Origin of the sequence: Neobacillus sp. OS1-32 (assembly GCF_030915425.1) — a bacterium.
Taxonomy (GTDB): domain Bacteria; phylum Bacillota; class Bacilli; order Bacillales; family Cytobacillaceae; genus Neobacillus; species Neobacillus paridis.
This window is the reverse complement of sequence record NZ_CP133263.1, coordinates 273,453-291,005: the sequence shown is the minus strand read 5'-3', so window position 1 is coordinate 291,005 and position 17,553 is coordinate 273,453. Positions and strand designations below refer to the sequence as shown.

The window sequence follows — 17,553 nt, the reverse complement described above, 5'->3', positions numbered from 1 at the left end:
CAATCACGGTTCGTCTCGTTAAGACAAATTTGCTGTGAGTAACGCTATCGTTTACTTATTAAACACTTGAACAATTTTACCACAAAATAAGAGGGAATGCTATCAATTCCCCCTTAAATAACCGCTACTTTTTGTTGGAAATATGCTTTGCTTTCTCTATGTTATGTTCTTCTAATGTTTTTGAAAAAATGATCTTGCCGTCTGGGGCAGCCAAGAAATAATAATAGTTAGTATTCTCCGGCTCAAGCGCTGCTTCAATCGAAATTTTCCCGGCATTGGCAATTGGCCCCGGCGGCAGCCCTTGATGTTTATAGGTATTGTACGGTGAATTTACCTTTAAATCCTTATAATATACTCTTTGTTTATGTTTCCCTTGGGCATAAAGGACCGTTGGATCAGTTTGCAGCGGCATCCCTTTTTTCAATCTGTTATAAAACACACTCGAAATCGCTTTTCGATCGGCCTTTTTGGTCGCCTCCTCTTCAATAAGGGAAGCCATCGTTAATAATCGATGAAAAGTCAGCTTCTTTTCTTTGCTTTCCTCTGAATAATTTGCCAGGACTGACTGTGTTTTTTCAAGCATGGCATCTACCATTTCTTCGACAGTGGGATTTTTCTTATAAAATGAATAGGTTGCCGGGTATAGATATCCTTCAAGCGGATACTTTACTGCTGTATTTAAGATTTCATTTGTTAATAGATTGGGATATTTCGTCATTAAACTCTTTACAAACGAGGCATCATTGATTTGCTTAAAGACATCTGCCTCTTTTTGTTTCGTCGCTTTTGCCATAATCGCAGCAATTTCTTTTAATTGTTTTCCTTCAGGAATCGTCATTTTAACGGCTGGCTGCGCAAGAACCTTTCCTGTTTTCAAACGGCTGACAATTTCGGGAATATCCATAGAAGGACTCAGTTCGTATTCGCCGGCCATGAAGCCGGCTTCATTTTTGAATTTTACATAATATTTGAATACCCTGGCATTCTTAATGATTCCATGATCTTCAAGTGTTTCACCAATGCTTGTGACCGAGGAACCAATTGGAATCGCAACTTTTGTATGAATTTTACTGTTTGGATCAATCGGATTTAATGCCGATTTTATGTAGAGATAACCTCCGCCGCCAACAATAAGAATCAATAAGACCAGGATTAGTGATATAATTGTTACAATTTTTCTTACAACCTTTGCTTCTTTTTGAGATTCCAGCAATTTATGGCGAATAATGTCCTTTTTTTCCGTCGTCATTTTATTCCCCCCTCCCTTGATATTCATACATTAAAAAACATTTTTAATCATCTGTATTCTGCTTAAATAAAAAAAACTTAATATCATTCCACTGTATAATTGGCATGTAATTATTTCAGCATATTGATAGAAAATTGTCAATTTCTCAATGAATTTGTCCAAATAGCAAAAAAAGAACCAGCCATTTGCAGCCGGTTCCTTTCATTTTAGTCTTCGTCCTCGTCTTCTAAAAAAGTATTAAATACTTCTTCAACCATATCCCATTCCTCGTCGGTCTCAATTGGCATTAATTCGCCAAAGCCGCCGTCCTCGGTGGGAATATAGGCATATGCATGAACTTCGCCTTCTTCTCCGTCCTCGGATGCTCCGACCGGATAAAATAGGACATATGATTTTTCAAAATCCTCTGAATCAAAGGTTAACAGGATTTCAAATAATTCTTCGTCGCCATTATCATTGATAAGGGTAATATAACGATCTTCTTCCTCATGATTAGACTTATGTTCGTGTCCCATTCCTTCACCTCATTATTTTATACTGTCAAGATAACCCTGCAGGATCATCACTGCGGCCATTTTATCAATGACTTTCTTTCGCTTCTTTCGACTTAGATCGGCTTCCAGCAATACCCGTTCTGCAGCCATTGTTGTTAACCGCTCATCCCACAAAATTGCCGAAACTCCAAAACGCCGTTCAATTTCTGCAGCATATTGTTTACTAGCCTCACCCCGGGGGCCAATTGTACCGTTCATATTTTTGGGAAGGCCAACAACAACTTGACTAACTTGATACTCTTTAATTAATTGACCGATTTCCTTAAAACCAAACTCCTGTTTTTCTTCGTTGATATGAAGGGTTTTAAGGCCTTGTGCCGTCCACCCTAGTTCATCGCTCAGGGCAATACCAACCGTTTTTGAGCCGACATCCAGACCCATTACACGCATATTATTAAACCTCTCGTTGTTGTCTAAGATAGGATTTGACTAGCTCCTCTATAATTTCATCCCGTTCCAGTTTTCGAATAATATTACGGGCATCACGATGTCGAGGAATGTACGCCGGATCTCCCGATAAAAGGTAACCGACAATTTGATTAATCGGATTGTACCCTTTTTCCTTTAACGCTTCGTAAACCTGCAAAAGAACATCATTAACGTCATGTTCAAAAGGTTCTTCAGGAAAATTAAATCTCATTGTTTTGTCAAATGAGCTCATAAAAGTACACCTCGAATGGAATAGTTACCTTTATTTTACACTACTTTGTCCATATTACAAACTAGTTTTTACCCATTCCTCGACAAATGCAAGCGCTGCATCAAGTTTTTCCGGATCTTTTCCGCCGGCCTGGGCCATATCAGGGCGTCCACCGCCGCCACCGCCGCATTTAGCTGCGACTTCTTTAATTAATTTTCCGGCATGGAACCCTTTTTCATTTAAATCCTTTGTTACCGCAGCAATTAAATTGACCTTTTCATTATGAACACTGCCAAGTACAATCACTGCAGAATCCAGCTTCTGCTTTAAGTCGTCGGCCATATTTCTTAAGTTATTCATATCGGCCGCCTGAACCTTTGCCGCAAGCACCGTTACCCCATTTATGCTCTTAGCCTTTGATACCAGATTGCCGGCTTCAATGTTTCCAAGTTTTGCGGCAAGAGATTCATTTTCCCTTTGCAGCTGCTTGATTTCAGCCAATAACCCGTCAATCCGTCCCAGCACTTCTTTCGGGCTTGTTTTTAGCTTTTCAGCAGCCTCCTTTAATGTGCCAACCTGTTCATTTAATGCTTTGTAGGCCGCCTCGCCTGTTACCGCTTCAATCCTTCTGGTACCGGCACCAATACCACCCTCGGAGACAATTTTAAACAAACCGATCACAGCTGTGTTAGGAACATGGCAGCCGCCGCATAATTCAAGGCTGTAATCGCCAACCTTGACAACGCGAACGATTTCCCCATATTTTTCACCGAAGAGGGCCATTGCTCCCATTGCTCTCGCCTCTGCAATTGGTTTTTGGCTGATGTTCACCTCAAGGCTGCTCCAAATCTTTTCATTGACAATTCTTTCGATTTGTTCCAGTTCCTCCGGCTTAATTTGGCCAAAATGGGAAAAGTCAAAACGAAGCCGTTCCGGTTCAACGAGAGATCCAGCCTGATTTACATGTTCTCCGAGCACATCCTTTAAGGCGCGATGCAGCAAGTGTGTGGCAGTATGGTTTTTGGTGATTTTTGCACGGTTGTCCGCATCAACGGCAGCGGTAACCTTTTGATTCGTTGTTAACGTGCCGGATTTGACCACAGCTTGATGAAGATTTTGTCCGTTTGGTGCCTTTTGAACATCCTTTACAAATAAGCTGACCCCGCCAGCTTCGATTACCCCATGGTCAGCAATCTGACCGCCGCTTTCCGCATAAAAAGGTGTCACATCAAGCATGATTTGGACTTCTTCGCCAACTGTAGCTTTCTCGCTAAGGATACCGTTTTTGATGATGGCAATCACAGTTGAATTGGTCTTAAGTTCTCCGTAGCCAACAAACTTACTTTCTAACCTAATATCCCTTAAGACACCGCCTTGAACCTGCATCGAACTTTCATCGTGACGTGCGGCACGGGCACGCTCACGCTGCATTTCCATTTCTGCCTCAAAGCCTTCATGATCAATTTTCATGCCTGCATCCAGGGCGTACTCTTCGGTTAATTCCACAGGGAAGCCATAGGTATCATAGAGACGGAACACATCCGCTCCATTAATAGTGTCGCTGCCTTTAGCTTTTTCATTCCTTATTAATTCGGCTAAAATGGCTAAGCCTTCATGAAGCGTTTCATGGAACCGTTCTTCCTCGTTTTTAACTACCTTTTGAATAAACTCTTCCTTGTCTTTTACCTCCGGATAGAAATCAGCCATGATTTCGCCAACAACCGGAACAAGCTCGTACATAAACGGGCGATTGATATTAATCAGCTTTGCATAGCGAACCGCACGGCGGAGCAGCCGTCTTAATACATAGCCGCGCCCTTCATTCGACGGCAAGGCTCCGTCTCCGACGGCAAACGACACAGTTCGGATATGGTCGGCGATTACTTTAAATGCTACATCCGTTTCTTTATCGGCTCCATATTTAACCCCGGAGATTTCCTCTGTTGCCCGGATAATCGGAATAAACAAATCGGTATCAAAATTGGTTGGTACATTTTGGACAACTGAAGCCATCCGTTCCAAGCCCATTCCGGTATCAATGTTTTTCTTTGGCAGTGGTGTATATGTGCCATCAGGATTATGGTTAAATTGCGAGAAAACAAGGTTCCATACTTCCAAATAGCGCTCATTTTCACCGCCAGGATATAACTCCGGATCATTCGGGTCATCACCGTATTGCGGTCCGCGGTCATAGAAAATTTCCGTATTCGGGCCGCTCGGGCCTTCCCCGATATCCCAGAAGTTCCCTTCGAGGCGGATGATTCGTTCCTCTGGAAGTCCAATCGTATTGTGCCAAATATCGTATGCTTCATGGTCCTCTGGATGAATTGTGACAGATAACAGTTCCGGATCCCAGCCAATCCATTTTTTATCAGTCAAAAATTCCCAGGCCCAGGTAATCGCCTCTTTCTTGAAATACTCACCGATGGAGAAATTACCCAGCATTTCAAAGAATGTGTGGTGACGAGCGGTCTTTCCAACATTTTCAATATCATTTGTACGAATTGATTTTTGCGCATTCGTTATTCTTGGATTTTCCGGGACTACACGCCCGTCAAAATATTTTTTTAATGTGGCCACACCGCTGTTGATCCATAATAATGACGGATCATCATGGGGGATTAGCGATGCGCTTGGTTCAATTAGATGTCCTTTTTCCTCATGGAAAAATTGCAAAAACATTTTCCGTATTTGTGAGCCAGATAGATTTTTCATATGTACCTCCTATTTAGTTTGCTTTTTAAGATAGTAGGCGGTATGCGAAAGAGCAATGTATATTTTATCAAAAGTGTTTCTGAATCCTTGAACTTAAATTACATTGTGTTGTGCCTTTTTTCAACAAAAAAAACCCTCATCCCCTGGACAGGGACGAGAGTTTAACTCGCGGTACCACCCTGATTATGAGTCCCAATAGAAACTCATCTCTCAATACCTTTAACGCAAGGCCTACGGCAGGAATTAGCTGCACTCCGGATTAGCATTCTGTTGTCCTTCATCTGGAAATCCTCTCAGCCGCGGGAGTTCCTCTCTGATGCACATAAATTTGAATGTGCTGCAGATGGTCTACAACATACTCGATCCTTCAACATTTTTTACATATATTCTATATGACGAATTATATCCACCAATAAAACGTTTGTCAATTCTCGCCGCTATTCGCATCCTGTTTTCGAACCTTATCACTGGCAAAATGATTTTTGGCATGAATAATCCCCGCTTTTAAAATGACCAGAACAGGGACAGCTAAGATTAGTCCGAGCATTCCGCCAATTTCTCCTCCTGCTGTAATCGCAAACATGATCACCAGCGGATGCATCTGGAGGCTTTTTCCAACGATAAAAGGGGATAGAATATTTCCTTCAAGAAATTGTAGCCCAAAAACGATGACAAGCGTTATAATCACCAATTTTCCGGATGTCGTTGCCGCAATAATAACAGCCGGAACCGCTCCGATAAATGGACCAAAATAGGGGATAACATTTGTTACCCCGATAATAAAACCTAAAAGCAGCGGATATTTTAAATGAAATATCCAAAATAATAAGGCCGAAATACAGCCAATAATGATGCAGACCAACAACTGCCCGCGGATGTAACTTCCCAGTGATTTATCAACATCCCTTAAAAAAAGTGTCCCTTTTCTCCGCCAGGATCTTGGAGTCATATACCATACCGACCGTTTAATCAAAGGGAAATCCTTCAACATATAAAAGGCAATAAACGGAATGATCGTGAGAATGACCGCCGAGTTTAAAAAATCTACTAATACGTTAACGATTGCCGATAATAAGGAATCCAACCTTTTTTCGAAGGCATCAATTTCATCATTTAACTTTGTTTGCAGCCCATCTGGCCATTCCCTTGTATGGGATTGCAGTGTTTGAATCCACCCTCGGTATTGTTCCGCAAACATCGGCGCACTTTCTGATAGATCTTTAAGCTGATCAATCATTGCCGGTATCCCTTTATAAAGAGCAAATCCGGTTCCGCCAAAAAAAACAATATAAATCAAAATAATTGCCCATCCCCTTGATAGCCCTTTTTCATGCAATTTTTCCACGATCGGATGTAATAAATAAGTGATAAATCCGGCAATTACGAAGGGAATGGCAATAATGACGGCTACTCTGACAATCGGCATCCAGACATATCTGATCTTAAAGAAAACAAAAATAGCAATTAATAACAGGAGTAAAAATCCGATACGGTAATACCATTTCACCCGAATATCCACAAAACAATGCCTCCTCAAAGCTAGTTTTCGAGACATAACCGGGAATTATGTAAATGAAACTCGTCCGACTGGCAAGTCCTTAAGGACGGTTCATGAAGCGTAGTTGAATGGATGCGGCAAATGGAAAAAATCAACACCCCCCATTAGCTAAAAAACTTCCCCTTAAGTAAGGGGAAGCATAAATTAACCAAAAGCACGTTTCACTTTTCTTTGGATCCGTTTCATTTGCCGGCCTGACATCAAATTATTTCTTTGTACCAGATTATAAGCAGCCATTCCTGCACCAAAAGCTATCATTGACGTCATCAACTTGTTCATCCGTCTTCACCTCTTATCAAATTGGCGTTTGGCAATCCTATAGGGTGTAGCGGCGTTGTTCTTCATCAAATAAATCATCCAAGGAACTCAAGGTACCATCCTCTTCGACCTGGTGAGTATTGATGATTCCTTTGGCAATAGAAAGTTCAATAAAGCAATTCCAGCAATAATATTGGTTGATGCCAATTTTACCAATATCTTTACTTCCGCAATTGGGACACTTCAACATGGAATGACACCTCACGTTTGATTTACATCAACGATAATGGCGTCCTTTCCGATTGTTAAGGGCTTCCGGGTCTGGATCACTCGCTTACCTTCAATAATATCCGAAAAGAAGCCATCCGTGATTTCATACCCTACGATTGTGCCCAATTCTTCCTGAAAATATACGTCTTTTAGCAACCCAAGAGTGTTGCCGCTCTCCGTGAGCATCATCATCCCTTCAAGGGAATGAGCGGTTGTATATTCCGAACTCTCCTTTTGTTTCACCAAAATGTTTTCGTCCTCAATCATTACCCCATACCAGCCAAAGGAGGCAACTTTCTTGATATCCAAAAAGCAGGATTGTTTGATGAACACGCCCTTTTTGACTAATAAACCTTTCACGATTCCGTCGGTTGACATATAAAGATCAGTGACTTCACCAATTTTTCGGCCGCTTTTTGTTTCAAAAACAGGCTGCCCTTTCAATAAAGAAAATGTTCGCAAAGAGTGACACCTCCCTCGAACATTCTTAGTTTCAGTCATTTGTTATAAAATCATAAGGTGTAAGGTTTTCCATTCCGATCATTGGATCGACCAGCATTAATTCTTCCTCTAATGACATTTCAGGTTTCATGTTTGTGGTTCGTTCCATTTTCTCTCTAGCTGAAGGCACGGCCTCCTGAAGCTTTTCACATAATGTGGTTAATCGTTTTGATTCATCCGCTCTTTCAACACCCATTTTGAGCGCATCAGGCTCGCCGCACAGAATCAATGACTGCTTGCTTCTGGTAATAGCGGTATAAATCAAATTCCTTTGTAACATTCGGTAATAGCTTCTTGTAATCGGAAGAATCACAATCGGAAATTCGCTGCCCTGTGATTTATGGACGGAGCAGCAATAGGCATGGGTAATTTGGTTTAAATCCTGCCTGGTGTATTCAACTTCCGTTCCTTCAAAGGAAATATAGACCAAATCTTGTTTTTCCGTATTTTCCTTGGCATAAATGATGGAAATAATTTCACCAATGTCACCGTTAAAAATGTTGTTCTCCGGTTTATTCACAAGCTGAAGCACCTTATCGCCAATCCGGTACTTCACTTCACCAAAAGAAATTTCCTTGCGCTTGCCGTCAGGATTCGGATTAAAGATATCCTGTAATAACAGATTTAACCGATCGATCCCCGCCGGTCCGCGATACATCGGTGCCAGCACCTGAATATCTTTCGCCGTATATCCTTTAGATTTTGCATTCAGAGCAACCTTTTCGACCACCTGGGCGACCTGTGCTGTGGAGCACTTAATAAACGAGCGGTCCGCCTGTTTCATGGTAATATCAGCGGGCAGCCGTCCCTGTTTGATTTCATGGGCAAGCTCGATGATTGACGATCCCTCTGCCTGGCGATAAATATCTGTCAGTCTGACGGTTGGAATTCGCTCGGATCGGAGCAAATCCTTTAACACCTGACCCGGTCCCACCGATGGAAGCTGATCTTCATCGCCGACGAGGATGACTTGGATCTCTTCCGGCAAAGCCTTAAACAGTTGATTGGCCAGCCATATATCAAGCATTGAGGTTTCATCAACAATTAAAATTTTTCCTTCCAATGTGCTCGTTTCATCGCGGTCAAAGCCTTCTGTGCCGTTAAAACCGAGGAGCCGGTGGATCGTTACTGCCGGTAGTCCTGTTGACTCGCTCATCCTTTTGGCTGCTCTTCCAGTTGGGGCCGCCAGTAAAAATGGAAAAGCTTCGTCTTTCTTATCATAATCCTGCGGGTCCAATGAGCAGCCATGCAATTCCCCGTAAAGCTCGACAATCCCCTTGATGACCGTTGTTTTTCCCGTTCCCGGTCCGCCGGTTAAAATCAGCATCGGTGACATGAGCGCCGTTTGAATTGCTTCCTTTTGCGTCGGGGCATATTGAACCCCAAGCCGTTCTTCTAAACTTCCTAATGCAAGCAGGAATTCCGATTCCGGGAATTGATCTTTGTATTCAGTTTGTTTTAGGATCCGCTGAATACTGGTTACTAGTCCTTTTTCAGCAAAAAATAACGAGGGCAAATAAATCCGCTTTTCCTCACCAATGATTTTTCCTTCTTCTTCAAGCTTGATTATCTCATTGGAGATATCCAGGAATTCAATTTGATCACGCTTATTTTCTTCAAGAAGTGCTTTTACTTGTTCAAGCAGGTCTTCAGCAAGCATGTAAACATGTCCTGCTTGCATGCACTCATTTTCTAACACATACAAGCAACCAGCCTTAATCCGGTCCGGGTGATTTCCGGAGATTCCAAGCTGGAATCCCAATTCATCTGCCCGGCCAAACCCGATTCCTTCGACATCCTCGACAAGCTTATAGGGATTTTTTTGAATTATATTCAAAGTTTCCTCTTTATAAACTTGATAAATTCGCATTGATAGCTGTGGTCCAAAGCCGTACTGATTAAGAGCAATCATAATCTGTTCGAGCCCTTGATGTTCCATTAGCGTATCATATAATGATTTTGCTTTATCTGGAGGGAGTTTCGGCACTGAATCCAGCAATGAGGGCTGATTGAGGATTTTGGAAATCGCATCTTCGCCTAATGTATTAACAATATTTTCTGCCGTTTTCTTCCCTATTCCTTTAAACATTTCTCCGGATAAATAGGCGATAATCCCTTGTTTTGACTGCGGCATATCTTTGCGGTAGTGCTTGGCTTGAAATTGCAACCCAAACTTAGGGTGTTCCTTAAATTCCCCGTAAAAAATATACGTTTCCTGGTCATACACTTTGGGAAAATAGCCGGTGATTACTGCTTCTTTCTCATCGTATGAATGATTGGTTTCATCGACACGAACCCGAAGAACGGTGTAAAGATTTTGTTCATTGTGAAAAATGGTCACAATCGGTCTTCCTTTAATATATCGACCCTCGTCCCCAAATAAATCGAGAGATTCCTGCTGTGCCATATGGCTCCCTCCTTTCAGATCAATTTTCGTTTTGTCGTCAGGCTTGTTCGATCATTTTCTTTGCATGGCCGGCCAGTAGATGGTCTGGTTGAATTTCCAGTGCTTTGTTAAACAAGCGGATGGCCTTTTCGAAGTCATCTTTAAAGGCATAGGAAACACCAAGATTATAATAGGCATCAGAATGGTTTGGATCCAATTCAAGACATTTTTCAAACTGGATCATCGCTTCGTCAATAAACTGCTCCTGTGCCAGACACAGTCCATATTGAAAGCGCGCCTCCGTGTCATTTTCATTTAGTTCCACTGACCTTTGTAAATAGGGCAATGCCAATTTGCCTTGACTTAAGTGAACAAGCGTAAGCCCAAGCATAAAGTAGGTATCGCTTGATTCCAACCCTTTTTTCATCGCCGTCTCAAACATCTGCTTTGCTTCCGCAAATTGTTCATGGTCAAAGTAGAGGCTGCCGGCACTGTAATAAGCGGCCGGAACATTTTCATCAAGCTCGATGGCTTTCTGGAAAAACTTTAAGGCCTTCTCATTATCACCCAGCGCTGAGAGTACATTTCCAAAGTTTATATATCCGATTGGGTCGTCGGGTTTTTCATTAATCGCCTCATTAAAGGTTTTTGCCGCCTCTTCCAAGTTGCCTTCCTGCATATATTGTACACCTAGTCGGTTTTTGTCCATCCTATTCAACTCCATTCTAAAGGGAAGTATATCATATTTCTCCGTTTTAATGGACAAGTCCAGACAGAGATTACCTTATGGTATGCAAATCGATATATCCGTTAATCCTCAGAAAAAAAAAGCCCTGATTCATTTAAGAGGAATCAGAGCAAAATTCTACCCAACATATGTTAAACGCTCACCATTTTTATACACTTCATCAATCGTTCCGCCGCCAAGGCATTCATCACCATGATAAAAAACAGCAGCCTGACCCGGTGTTACCGCCCGGATGGGTTGATAGAAAATAACCTCCACCTTATTGTCTGCCAATAGGCGTACTTTTACTTTATGATCTTCCTGACGATAGCGGAATTTTGCCGTACAATCAAATTCCGCAGGTTTTTCCCGGTTAGAAACCCAGCTGACATCTGTAGCAATAATGGAATCGGAATAAAGTTTTTCATGATGGAAGCCTTGTCCCACATAAAGAACATTCCGTTTTAAATCCTTGCCGATGGCAAACCAGGGTTCACCGGCACCGCCAATCCCAAGTCCATGGCGCTGACCAATCGTATGGTACATTAACCCTTCATGGCGTCCTTTGATCTCGCCTTCAAATGTTTCCATATTTCCCGGTTGTGCTGGCAGATATTGACTGAGAAACTCTTTAAAATTCCGTTCGCCAATAAAACAAATTCCAGTACTATCTTTTTTTGCGGCTGTTGCCAGCCCTGCCTCCCTGGCAATTTCGCGGACCTTTGATTTTTCCAAATGTCCGATCGGGAACATGACTTTACTGATCTGCTCCTGTGTCAATTGATTGAGAAAATAAGTTTGATCCTTATTTTCATCTAAGCCGCGCAGCATTTTGTATTCACCATCACGAAACTCCACACGGGCATAGTGGCCTGTCGCTAAATAATCGGCCCCTAAATTCATGGCATGCTCCAGAAATGCTTTAAACTTGATTTCTTTATTGCACATCACATCTGGATTCGGCGTCCGTCCAGCGCGGTATTCGTTTAAGAAATAGGTGAACACCTTGTCCCAATATTGCTTTTCAAAATTAACAGCATAATAAGGAATCCCGATTTGATTGCAGACTCGGATGACATCATTATAATCTTCGGTCGCTGTACATACTCCGAATTCATCCGTATCATCCCAGTTTTTCATAAAAATCCCGATCACGTCATAGCCTTGCTGTTTTAACAATAATGCGGCAACTGACGAATCAACACCGCCGGACATGCCGACTACGACCCGGGTATTTTTCGGATCTTTCCTTTCCACTTCATTTCACCTCTCTCTTTTCCTTATTAGCAAAAAATCTATTTTTTTAGCCGCATAATAATCTTAACGATTTCTTCCGCTGCCTTGATAATTTCTTCTTCCGTTGTGGTAAAGCCAAAGCTGAAGCGAATCGAATTGGCTAAACGCTCCGACCCTTTTCCAAACATGGCAACAAGCACATGCGAAGGCTCAATTGACCCGGCTGTGCACGCTGAACCGCTTGATACTGCAATTCCTGCTAAATCGAGATTCATCAGCATCGACTCGACATTTGTACCCGGAAAACTTAAGTTTAATACATGTGGCAGTGAATGTTCAAGTGATCCGTTTATTGCGAATTCAATTCCTTGATCTTGCAGTCTTTCGATTAAGAGGCGCTTAAATCCTTGAAATTTTGCACGTTTTCGTTCACGATCCGCCGCCGCAATGACGACCGCTTCATGAAAGCCAGCAATGGAAGCTACATTCTCCGTTCCGGCACGCCTTTTCCGCTCCTGCTCACCGCCAAAAACCCTAGGAGCAATTTTTATATTGGATCTAAGATATAAAAAACCAATCCCTTTGGGGCCATTTATTTTATGGGCAGAGACAGATAATAAATCAATATGGCTTTCGTTCACATCCATTTTTTCCACCCCGTAAGCTTGAACCGCATCCGTATGGAAAATTGCCTGATGACCTTCAAGGACTTGGCCTATTTCGGCGATCGGCTGCAATGTGCCAACTTCATTATTGCCATACATGACTGACACCAAGATTGTATCATCCCGCAATGCCGATTTTAGATCAGCGATGGAGATACGTCCCGTTTCATCCACAGGCAAATAGCTAACCTCAAAACCCTGCTTTTCTAATTTTTGACACGCATGCAAAACCGCATGGTGCTCTACTTGTGTCGTAATAATATGCCGGCCCTTATGTTGGTAGCTCTCGGCCACCCCGAATAAGGCCATATTGTCCGCTTCGGTTCCACCGCTGGTAAAAATAATCTCATTTTCCTTTGCCCCAATACTGCCAGCTAAAGCTGCTCTTGCTAAATCAAGGTAATGCCGCGCTTCCCGTCCAAATGAGTGAATGCTGGATGGATTTCCGAACGTTTCCTTCATGACCTTCAGCATTTTTTCAATCACTTTTGGATGCATGGGGGAAGTGGCGGCATGATCGAGATAGATTCGTTCCATATTTACACCTTCATTCAAAATAATGCTCTATTATTTCCTAAATATAAAACATATAACCCTCCATATCATTGTCTTCACTATGGCTGGCTAAATCCTCCAATGTTGTATTGTCAATTACATCTCTAATCGCATCACGGATCCGAATCCATAACTCACGCTTGGCCGGCTCCTCCTCTTCAATTCCTTCGACGGGTGTAATCGGCCCCTCCAATACGCGAAGCACATCACCAACGGTAATTTTGGAAGGCAGATTAGATAAAATATAGCCTCCATATGCCCCTCTGATACTTTTTACTAATCCGGCATTTCGCAGCGGGGCAATTAACTGTTCCAAGTAATGCTCCGATAAGTCATTTGTTTGAGCAATTGATTTTAGTGAAGTCGGCCCTTCTCCATAATTTTTCGCAAGCTCGATCATAATCGTTAGACCGTAACGGCCTTTTGTTGAAATTTTCATTTATAGCACCTCTATCCAATAAATAATTTAAATTCTAATCTCAGTAATTTGATAGGCATTAGCATTATAACATATTCTTCTTTCGTATGCTTTTCCAATAAAAAATGGTATGGTAAAGGTAAGAGCGAAAATTTGTTTGGAGAGATCGAAATGCAGCAAAAACCTTTAGCCTTCCGTATGCGTCCAAGAACCATTGAAGAAGTTGTTGGCCAGCAGCATCTTGTCGGAGCGGGAAAAATTATTGCCCGGATGGTAAAAGCAAAACAACTGACCTCGATGATTCTTTACGGGCCACCGGGAATTGGGAAAACTTCCATCGCCAGTGCCATTGCCGGCAGTACAAAATACGCTTTTCGAACACTTAATGCTGTTACAAATAATAAAAAGGATATGGAAATCGTTGCCGCCGAAGCAAAAATGTCCGGAAAAGTGATATTATTGCTAGATGAAGTTCACCGTTTAGACAAAGCAAAACAAGATTTTCTCTTGCCTTATTTGGAAAATGGGATGATTGTCCTGATCGGAGCAACAACGAGCAACCCCTATCACGCAATTAACCCCGCCATCCGCAGCCGCTGCCAGATTTTTGAACTTAAGTCGTTAACTCCTGAAGAAGTAAAGCAGGCATTAAGACGGGCCCTTGAGGATGAGGAACGGGGATTAGGAAAACTGAAGGTAGAAATCTCAGAAGATGCCCTAAATCATTTTGCCCAGGGGTCGGGCGGGGATGTGAGAAGTTCATTAAATGCGTTAGAACTGGCTGTTCTTTCCACCGATCCGGATGAAGAGGGCATCATTCATATCGATGTTGATACGGCTGAAGAATGCCTGCAAAAGAAAAGTATTACCGCTGACAAAGACGGCGATGCCCATTACGATGTGCTTTCCGCCTTTCAGAAATCAATCCGGGGCAGTGATGTCAATGCCGCACTTCACTATCTAGGCAGATTGATTGAAGCAGGAGACCTTCCCAGCATCAGCAGACGGCTAATTGTGATTGCCTATGAGGATATTGGCCTGGCTAATCCACAGGTTGGAGCAAGAACGCTGGCAGCAATTGAAACAGCAGAAAGAATCGGTTTCCCAGAAGCGAGAATTCCGCTTGCCAACGCTGTCATTGAACTATGCCTGTCTCCCAAATCTAATTCCGCCATAATGGCGATTGATGCGGCCCTCGAGGATATTCGCAAAGGAATGACCGGTGATGTCCCGGACCACCTAAGGGACGCCCATTATAAGGGGGCAAAACAGCTTGGACGCGGAATCGGTTATTTATATCCTCATGATTATCCGAACGGCTGGGTACCACAACAATATTTGCCTGATAAAATTAAACATAAACAATACTATCATCCTAAGAAAACGGGTAAATTCGAACAAGCCTTTGCTGCCGTTTATGAAAAATTAACCCCCAAAAAATAGCTAAAAAGGATCCCTCTTGTAACTGAACACGAGGGATCCTTTTTTTGATAACTTCTTTTTAAGCTTGGGCCGCTTTATATAGTTTATTGACTTCATCCCAATTAATTAAATGATAGAAAGCGGCAATATAATCAGGACGTTTGTTTTGATACTTAAGATAATAAGCATGCTCCCAAACATCTAAACCAAGAACTGGTTTTTTCCCTTCCATTAGAGGGCTATCCTGATTTGGAGTGCTGGTAATCGCCAGTTTCCCGTTATCAACGATAAGCCAAGCCCAACCGGAACCAAAACGGCCTGTGGCTGCCTTGGTAAATTCCTCTTTAAATTGATCATAGCTGCCAAAAGCCTGATTAATCGCATCAGCAATCTCGCCGGTTGGGGCACCGCCTGCATTCGGCGCAAGAACCTTCCAGAATAGGCTGTGGTTTGCATGTCCGCCACCATTATTACGTACTGCAGTACGAATATTTTCCGGAACAGCCTCGAGGTTTGCAATCAAATCTTCAACGCTTTTGGCAGATAGATCGTCATGACCCTCTAGGGCTGCGTTTAAGTTATTAACATATGTAGCGTGGTGACGATCATGGTGAATATTCATCGTTTGCTCATCGAAATAAGGCTCAAGTGCATTTGCTGCATAAGGTAATGCAGGAAGTTCATATTTTGCCATTGTTCATTCCTCCTCATAATTGTTTACCTTTTAATTATAGAACTTCTTCATTAACTTTTTCAACTGATAAGTTTAAAAATATAAAGATGGTATTTTACCAAAGTAATGATTCCTTTTTAACTTTTTCTCTATTCAGATGTATGGTAAAATAAAATAGTTTTTATACCTTTTTGTTTAGAAAATAATCATTTACGGTCCTCTAGGGATTTTTCTCAAGACCACATAATGAGCAGGTGAAAAAAATGATTGAACGAATATCAACAAAAGATAAAATCCTCGAATTATTAAAAAAGAAAACAAACCTAACTGTCAGTGAACTGTCTACTTTTTTAGGAATAACGGAAATGGCTGTCAGAAAGCATTTAAATATATTGGAACGCGACTCCTTCCTCACCATAAACGAAGTCAGAAAACCAATGGGCAGACCGATACAAGTATATTCTTTATCATCAAAGGCAGATGAACTATTCCCCAATCATTATGAAACGTTAACGCTTGAATTTCTTCACGATTTAGAAGCATTACATGGGGAAGAAATAATTGATTTTCTTTTTGAGAAAAGGAGCGAAAGACAAAGACTCAGCTATTTGCCAAAAATGGCAAATAAGAATTTCCACGAGAAAGTCGCGGAATTGCAGAAAATTCAACGCGACAAAGGCTATATGGCGGAACTTAACAAACTGGGGCAAGATACGTATGAACTGATTGAATATAATTGCCCAATCTTTTCTGTCGCCAAGGCGTACAAAAAGGCTTGTACCTGCGAAACGAATATGTTTAAAGAAGTTCTTGGAATTGAAAATGTTCAACGGATTACCTGCAAAACAGATAATGAAGATCATTGCCGCTTTTTAATCAAAGCACAGTAAACACTGCTGATCAGCAGTGTTTTGTTTTTAAATAAAACCAAGGATTTGGTGCAAAATAATACTGGTGGAAACCGGCGAAGTCTCTTTTACATATTTTCTCCACAAATATTTGTCAAACTAATGAAATATTCGTTTGGATAATGCAATATTTTTTTAGTTTGTTTATAGTAAAAATGATTAATTTTGAAGGAAGGTATGATAAATGGCAAAAGTGTTAATCGTCAGAGCACATCCCTTAAATCAACGAGTATCCCGATCTATGAAGGTAACAGATGCTTTTGTTCAATCTTATAAGGAGCATCATCCTGATGATATTATTGAGGATATCAATTTATATAATATGAATGTGCCGGAAATCGACGGAGATTTATTGGACGCATGGGATGAATTAGGTAAAGGGACACCTTTCCACCGGTTATCGAATGCTCAGCAGCATAAAGTTACCTTATTTAATTCCTTTACTGCTGACTTTTTGGAACAGGATAAAATTGTCATCGCCAATCCCTTATGGAATTTGAGCGTACCCACTCGGTTAAAATCTTGGTTTGATACAGTTACAGTTGCTGGCAAAACCTTTAAATACACTGATTCAGGTTCAGTTGGATTAGTGGAAGGCAAGAAACTCTTGCATATTCAGGCTAACGGCGGTTTCTACAATGGTTCAGACCCGGCAAGCCAGTATGTAAAAACTTTATTTACTTTCTTAGGAATCACAGATTTTCATCAATTATTTGTCGAAGGAATGGACCATGCACCAGATAAAGCCAACGAAATAGTTGAAAAAGCAGTTCAAAAAGCCGCTGAAATAGCGAAAACATTTTAAGTGCAAAAAATGC

Annotated in this window: 18 protein-coding genes; 3 read left to right on the top strand and 15 right to left on the bottom strand. The window is 41.7% G+C overall.

Features of this window, described 5'->3' with window-relative positions; translation table 11 throughout:
* Positions 1-124: 124 nt before the first annotated feature.
* The 14 genes from mltG to cymR all read right to left on the bottom strand — a co-directional run bounded on the left by mltG (position 125) and on the right by cymR (position 13,753).
* Positions 125-1,249, bottom strand: a complete 1,125-nt coding sequence (mltG, locus tag RCG24_RS01485; protein WP_308078144.1) for an endolytic transglycosylase MltG — start codon at positions 1,247-1,249, stop codon at positions 125-127.
* A gap of 206 nt (positions 1,250-1,455) precedes the next feature.
* Positions 1,456-1,764: a DUF1292 domain-containing protein gene (locus tag RCG24_RS01480; protein ID WP_308078143.1), complete on the bottom strand. Its 309-nt coding sequence runs from the start codon at positions 1,762-1,764 to the stop codon at positions 1,456-1,458.
* Between the two features lie 12 nt (positions 1,765-1,776).
* A complete protein-coding gene (gene ruvX / locus RCG24_RS01475; RefSeq protein WP_308078142.1) occupies positions 1,777-2,193 on the bottom strand; it encodes a Holliday junction resolvase RuvX in 417 nt (138 codons plus the stop codon).
* Positions 2,194-2,197: 4 nt separating this feature from the next.
* Positions 2,198-2,464: an IreB family regulatory phosphoprotein gene (locus tag RCG24_RS01470; protein WP_202652399.1), complete on the bottom strand. Its 267-nt coding sequence runs from the start codon at positions 2,462-2,464 to the stop codon at positions 2,198-2,200.
* A gap of 54 nt (positions 2,465-2,518) precedes the next feature.
* Positions 2,519-5,158 carry an alanine--tRNA ligase gene (gene alaS / locus RCG24_RS01465; RefSeq protein ID WP_308078141.1) on the bottom strand — a complete coding sequence of 880 codons (2,640 nt, stop codon included), beginning with the start codon at positions 5,156-5,158 and terminating at the stop codon, positions 2,519-2,521.
* 424 nt (positions 5,159-5,582) lie between these two features.
* Positions 5,583-6,677 carry an AI-2E family transporter gene (locus tag RCG24_RS01460; protein ID WP_308078140.1) on the bottom strand — a complete coding sequence of 365 codons (1,095 nt, stop codon included), beginning with the start codon at positions 6,675-6,677 and terminating at the stop codon, positions 5,583-5,585.
* Positions 6,678-6,860: 183 nt separating this feature from the next.
* Positions 6,861-6,995 carry a YrzQ family protein gene (locus RCG24_RS01455; protein ID WP_308078139.1) on the bottom strand — a complete coding sequence of 45 codons (135 nt, stop codon included), beginning with the start codon at positions 6,993-6,995 and terminating at the stop codon, positions 6,861-6,863.
* Between the two features lie 37 nt (positions 6,996-7,032).
* A complete protein-coding gene (locus RCG24_RS01450; protein ID WP_308078138.1) occupies positions 7,033-7,224 on the bottom strand; it encodes a hypothetical protein in 192 nt (63 codons plus the stop codon).
* An 11-nt stretch (positions 7,225-7,235) separates the two neighbouring features.
* Entirely contained in the window at positions 7,236-7,706 is a 471-nt protein-coding gene (locus RCG24_RS01445; RefSeq protein ID WP_308078137.1) for a PRC-barrel domain-containing protein, read from the bottom strand.
* Positions 7,707-7,737: 31 nt separating this feature from the next.
* Positions 7,738-10,152: an SF1B family DNA helicase RecD2 gene (locus tag RCG24_RS01440; protein WP_308078136.1), complete on the bottom strand. Its 2,415-nt coding sequence runs from the start codon at positions 10,150-10,152 to the stop codon at positions 7,738-7,740.
* Positions 10,153-10,189: 37 nt separating this feature from the next.
* Positions 10,190-10,840, bottom strand: coding sequence for a tetratricopeptide repeat protein (locus RCG24_RS01435; protein ID WP_202652386.1), 651 nt, complete (start codon positions 10,838-10,840; stop codon positions 10,190-10,192).
* Between the two features lie 156 nt (positions 10,841-10,996).
* The gene (mnmA, locus tag RCG24_RS01430; RefSeq protein ID WP_308078135.1) at positions 10,997-12,115 is read right to left on the bottom strand and encodes a tRNA 2-thiouridine(34) synthase MnmA; all 1,119 of its coding nucleotides are present in this window, start codon (positions 12,113-12,115) and stop codon (positions 10,997-10,999) included.
* 38 nt (positions 12,116-12,153) lie between these two features.
* Complete coding sequence (locus RCG24_RS01425) at positions 12,154-13,296, bottom strand: cysteine desulfurase family protein (RefSeq protein ID WP_202652382.1); 1,143 nt, start codon at positions 13,294-13,296, stop codon at positions 12,154-12,156.
* A 37-nt stretch (positions 13,297-13,333) separates the two neighbouring features.
* Positions 13,334-13,753, bottom strand: coding sequence for a cysteine metabolism transcriptional regulator CymR (cymR, locus tag RCG24_RS01420; protein ID WP_202652380.1), 420 nt, complete (start codon positions 13,751-13,753; stop codon positions 13,334-13,336).
* Positions 13,754-13,903: 150 nt separating this feature from the next.
* Between cymR and RCG24_RS01415 the strand changes: the two genes are divergently transcribed.
* A complete protein-coding gene (locus tag RCG24_RS01415) occupies positions 13,904-15,175 on the top strand; it encodes a replication-associated recombination protein A (RefSeq protein ID WP_202652378.1) in 1,272 nt (423 codons plus the stop codon).
* Between the two features lie 58 nt (positions 15,176-15,233).
* Here RCG24_RS01415 and RCG24_RS01410 read toward each other — a convergent pair whose 3' ends face one another.
* Positions 15,234-15,848 (bottom strand): superoxide dismutase, encoded by a 615-nt coding sequence (locus tag RCG24_RS01410; protein WP_202652376.1) that lies wholly within the window; start codon positions 15,846-15,848, stop codon positions 15,234-15,236.
* A 242-nt stretch (positions 15,849-16,090) separates the two neighbouring features.
* Here RCG24_RS01410 and RCG24_RS01405 point away from each other — a divergent pair, with 242 nt between their 5' ends.
* On the top strand, positions 16,091-16,717 hold the full coding sequence (locus tag RCG24_RS01405) for a helix-turn-helix transcriptional regulator (RefSeq protein WP_202652374.1): 627 nt from the start codon (positions 16,091-16,093) through the stop codon (positions 16,715-16,717).
* A gap of 202 nt (positions 16,718-16,919) precedes the next feature.
* Entirely contained in the window at positions 16,920-17,540 is a 621-nt protein-coding gene (locus RCG24_RS01400; RefSeq protein ID WP_202652372.1) for an NAD(P)H-dependent oxidoreductase, read from the top strand.
* Positions 17,541-17,553 lie beyond the last annotated feature (13 nt).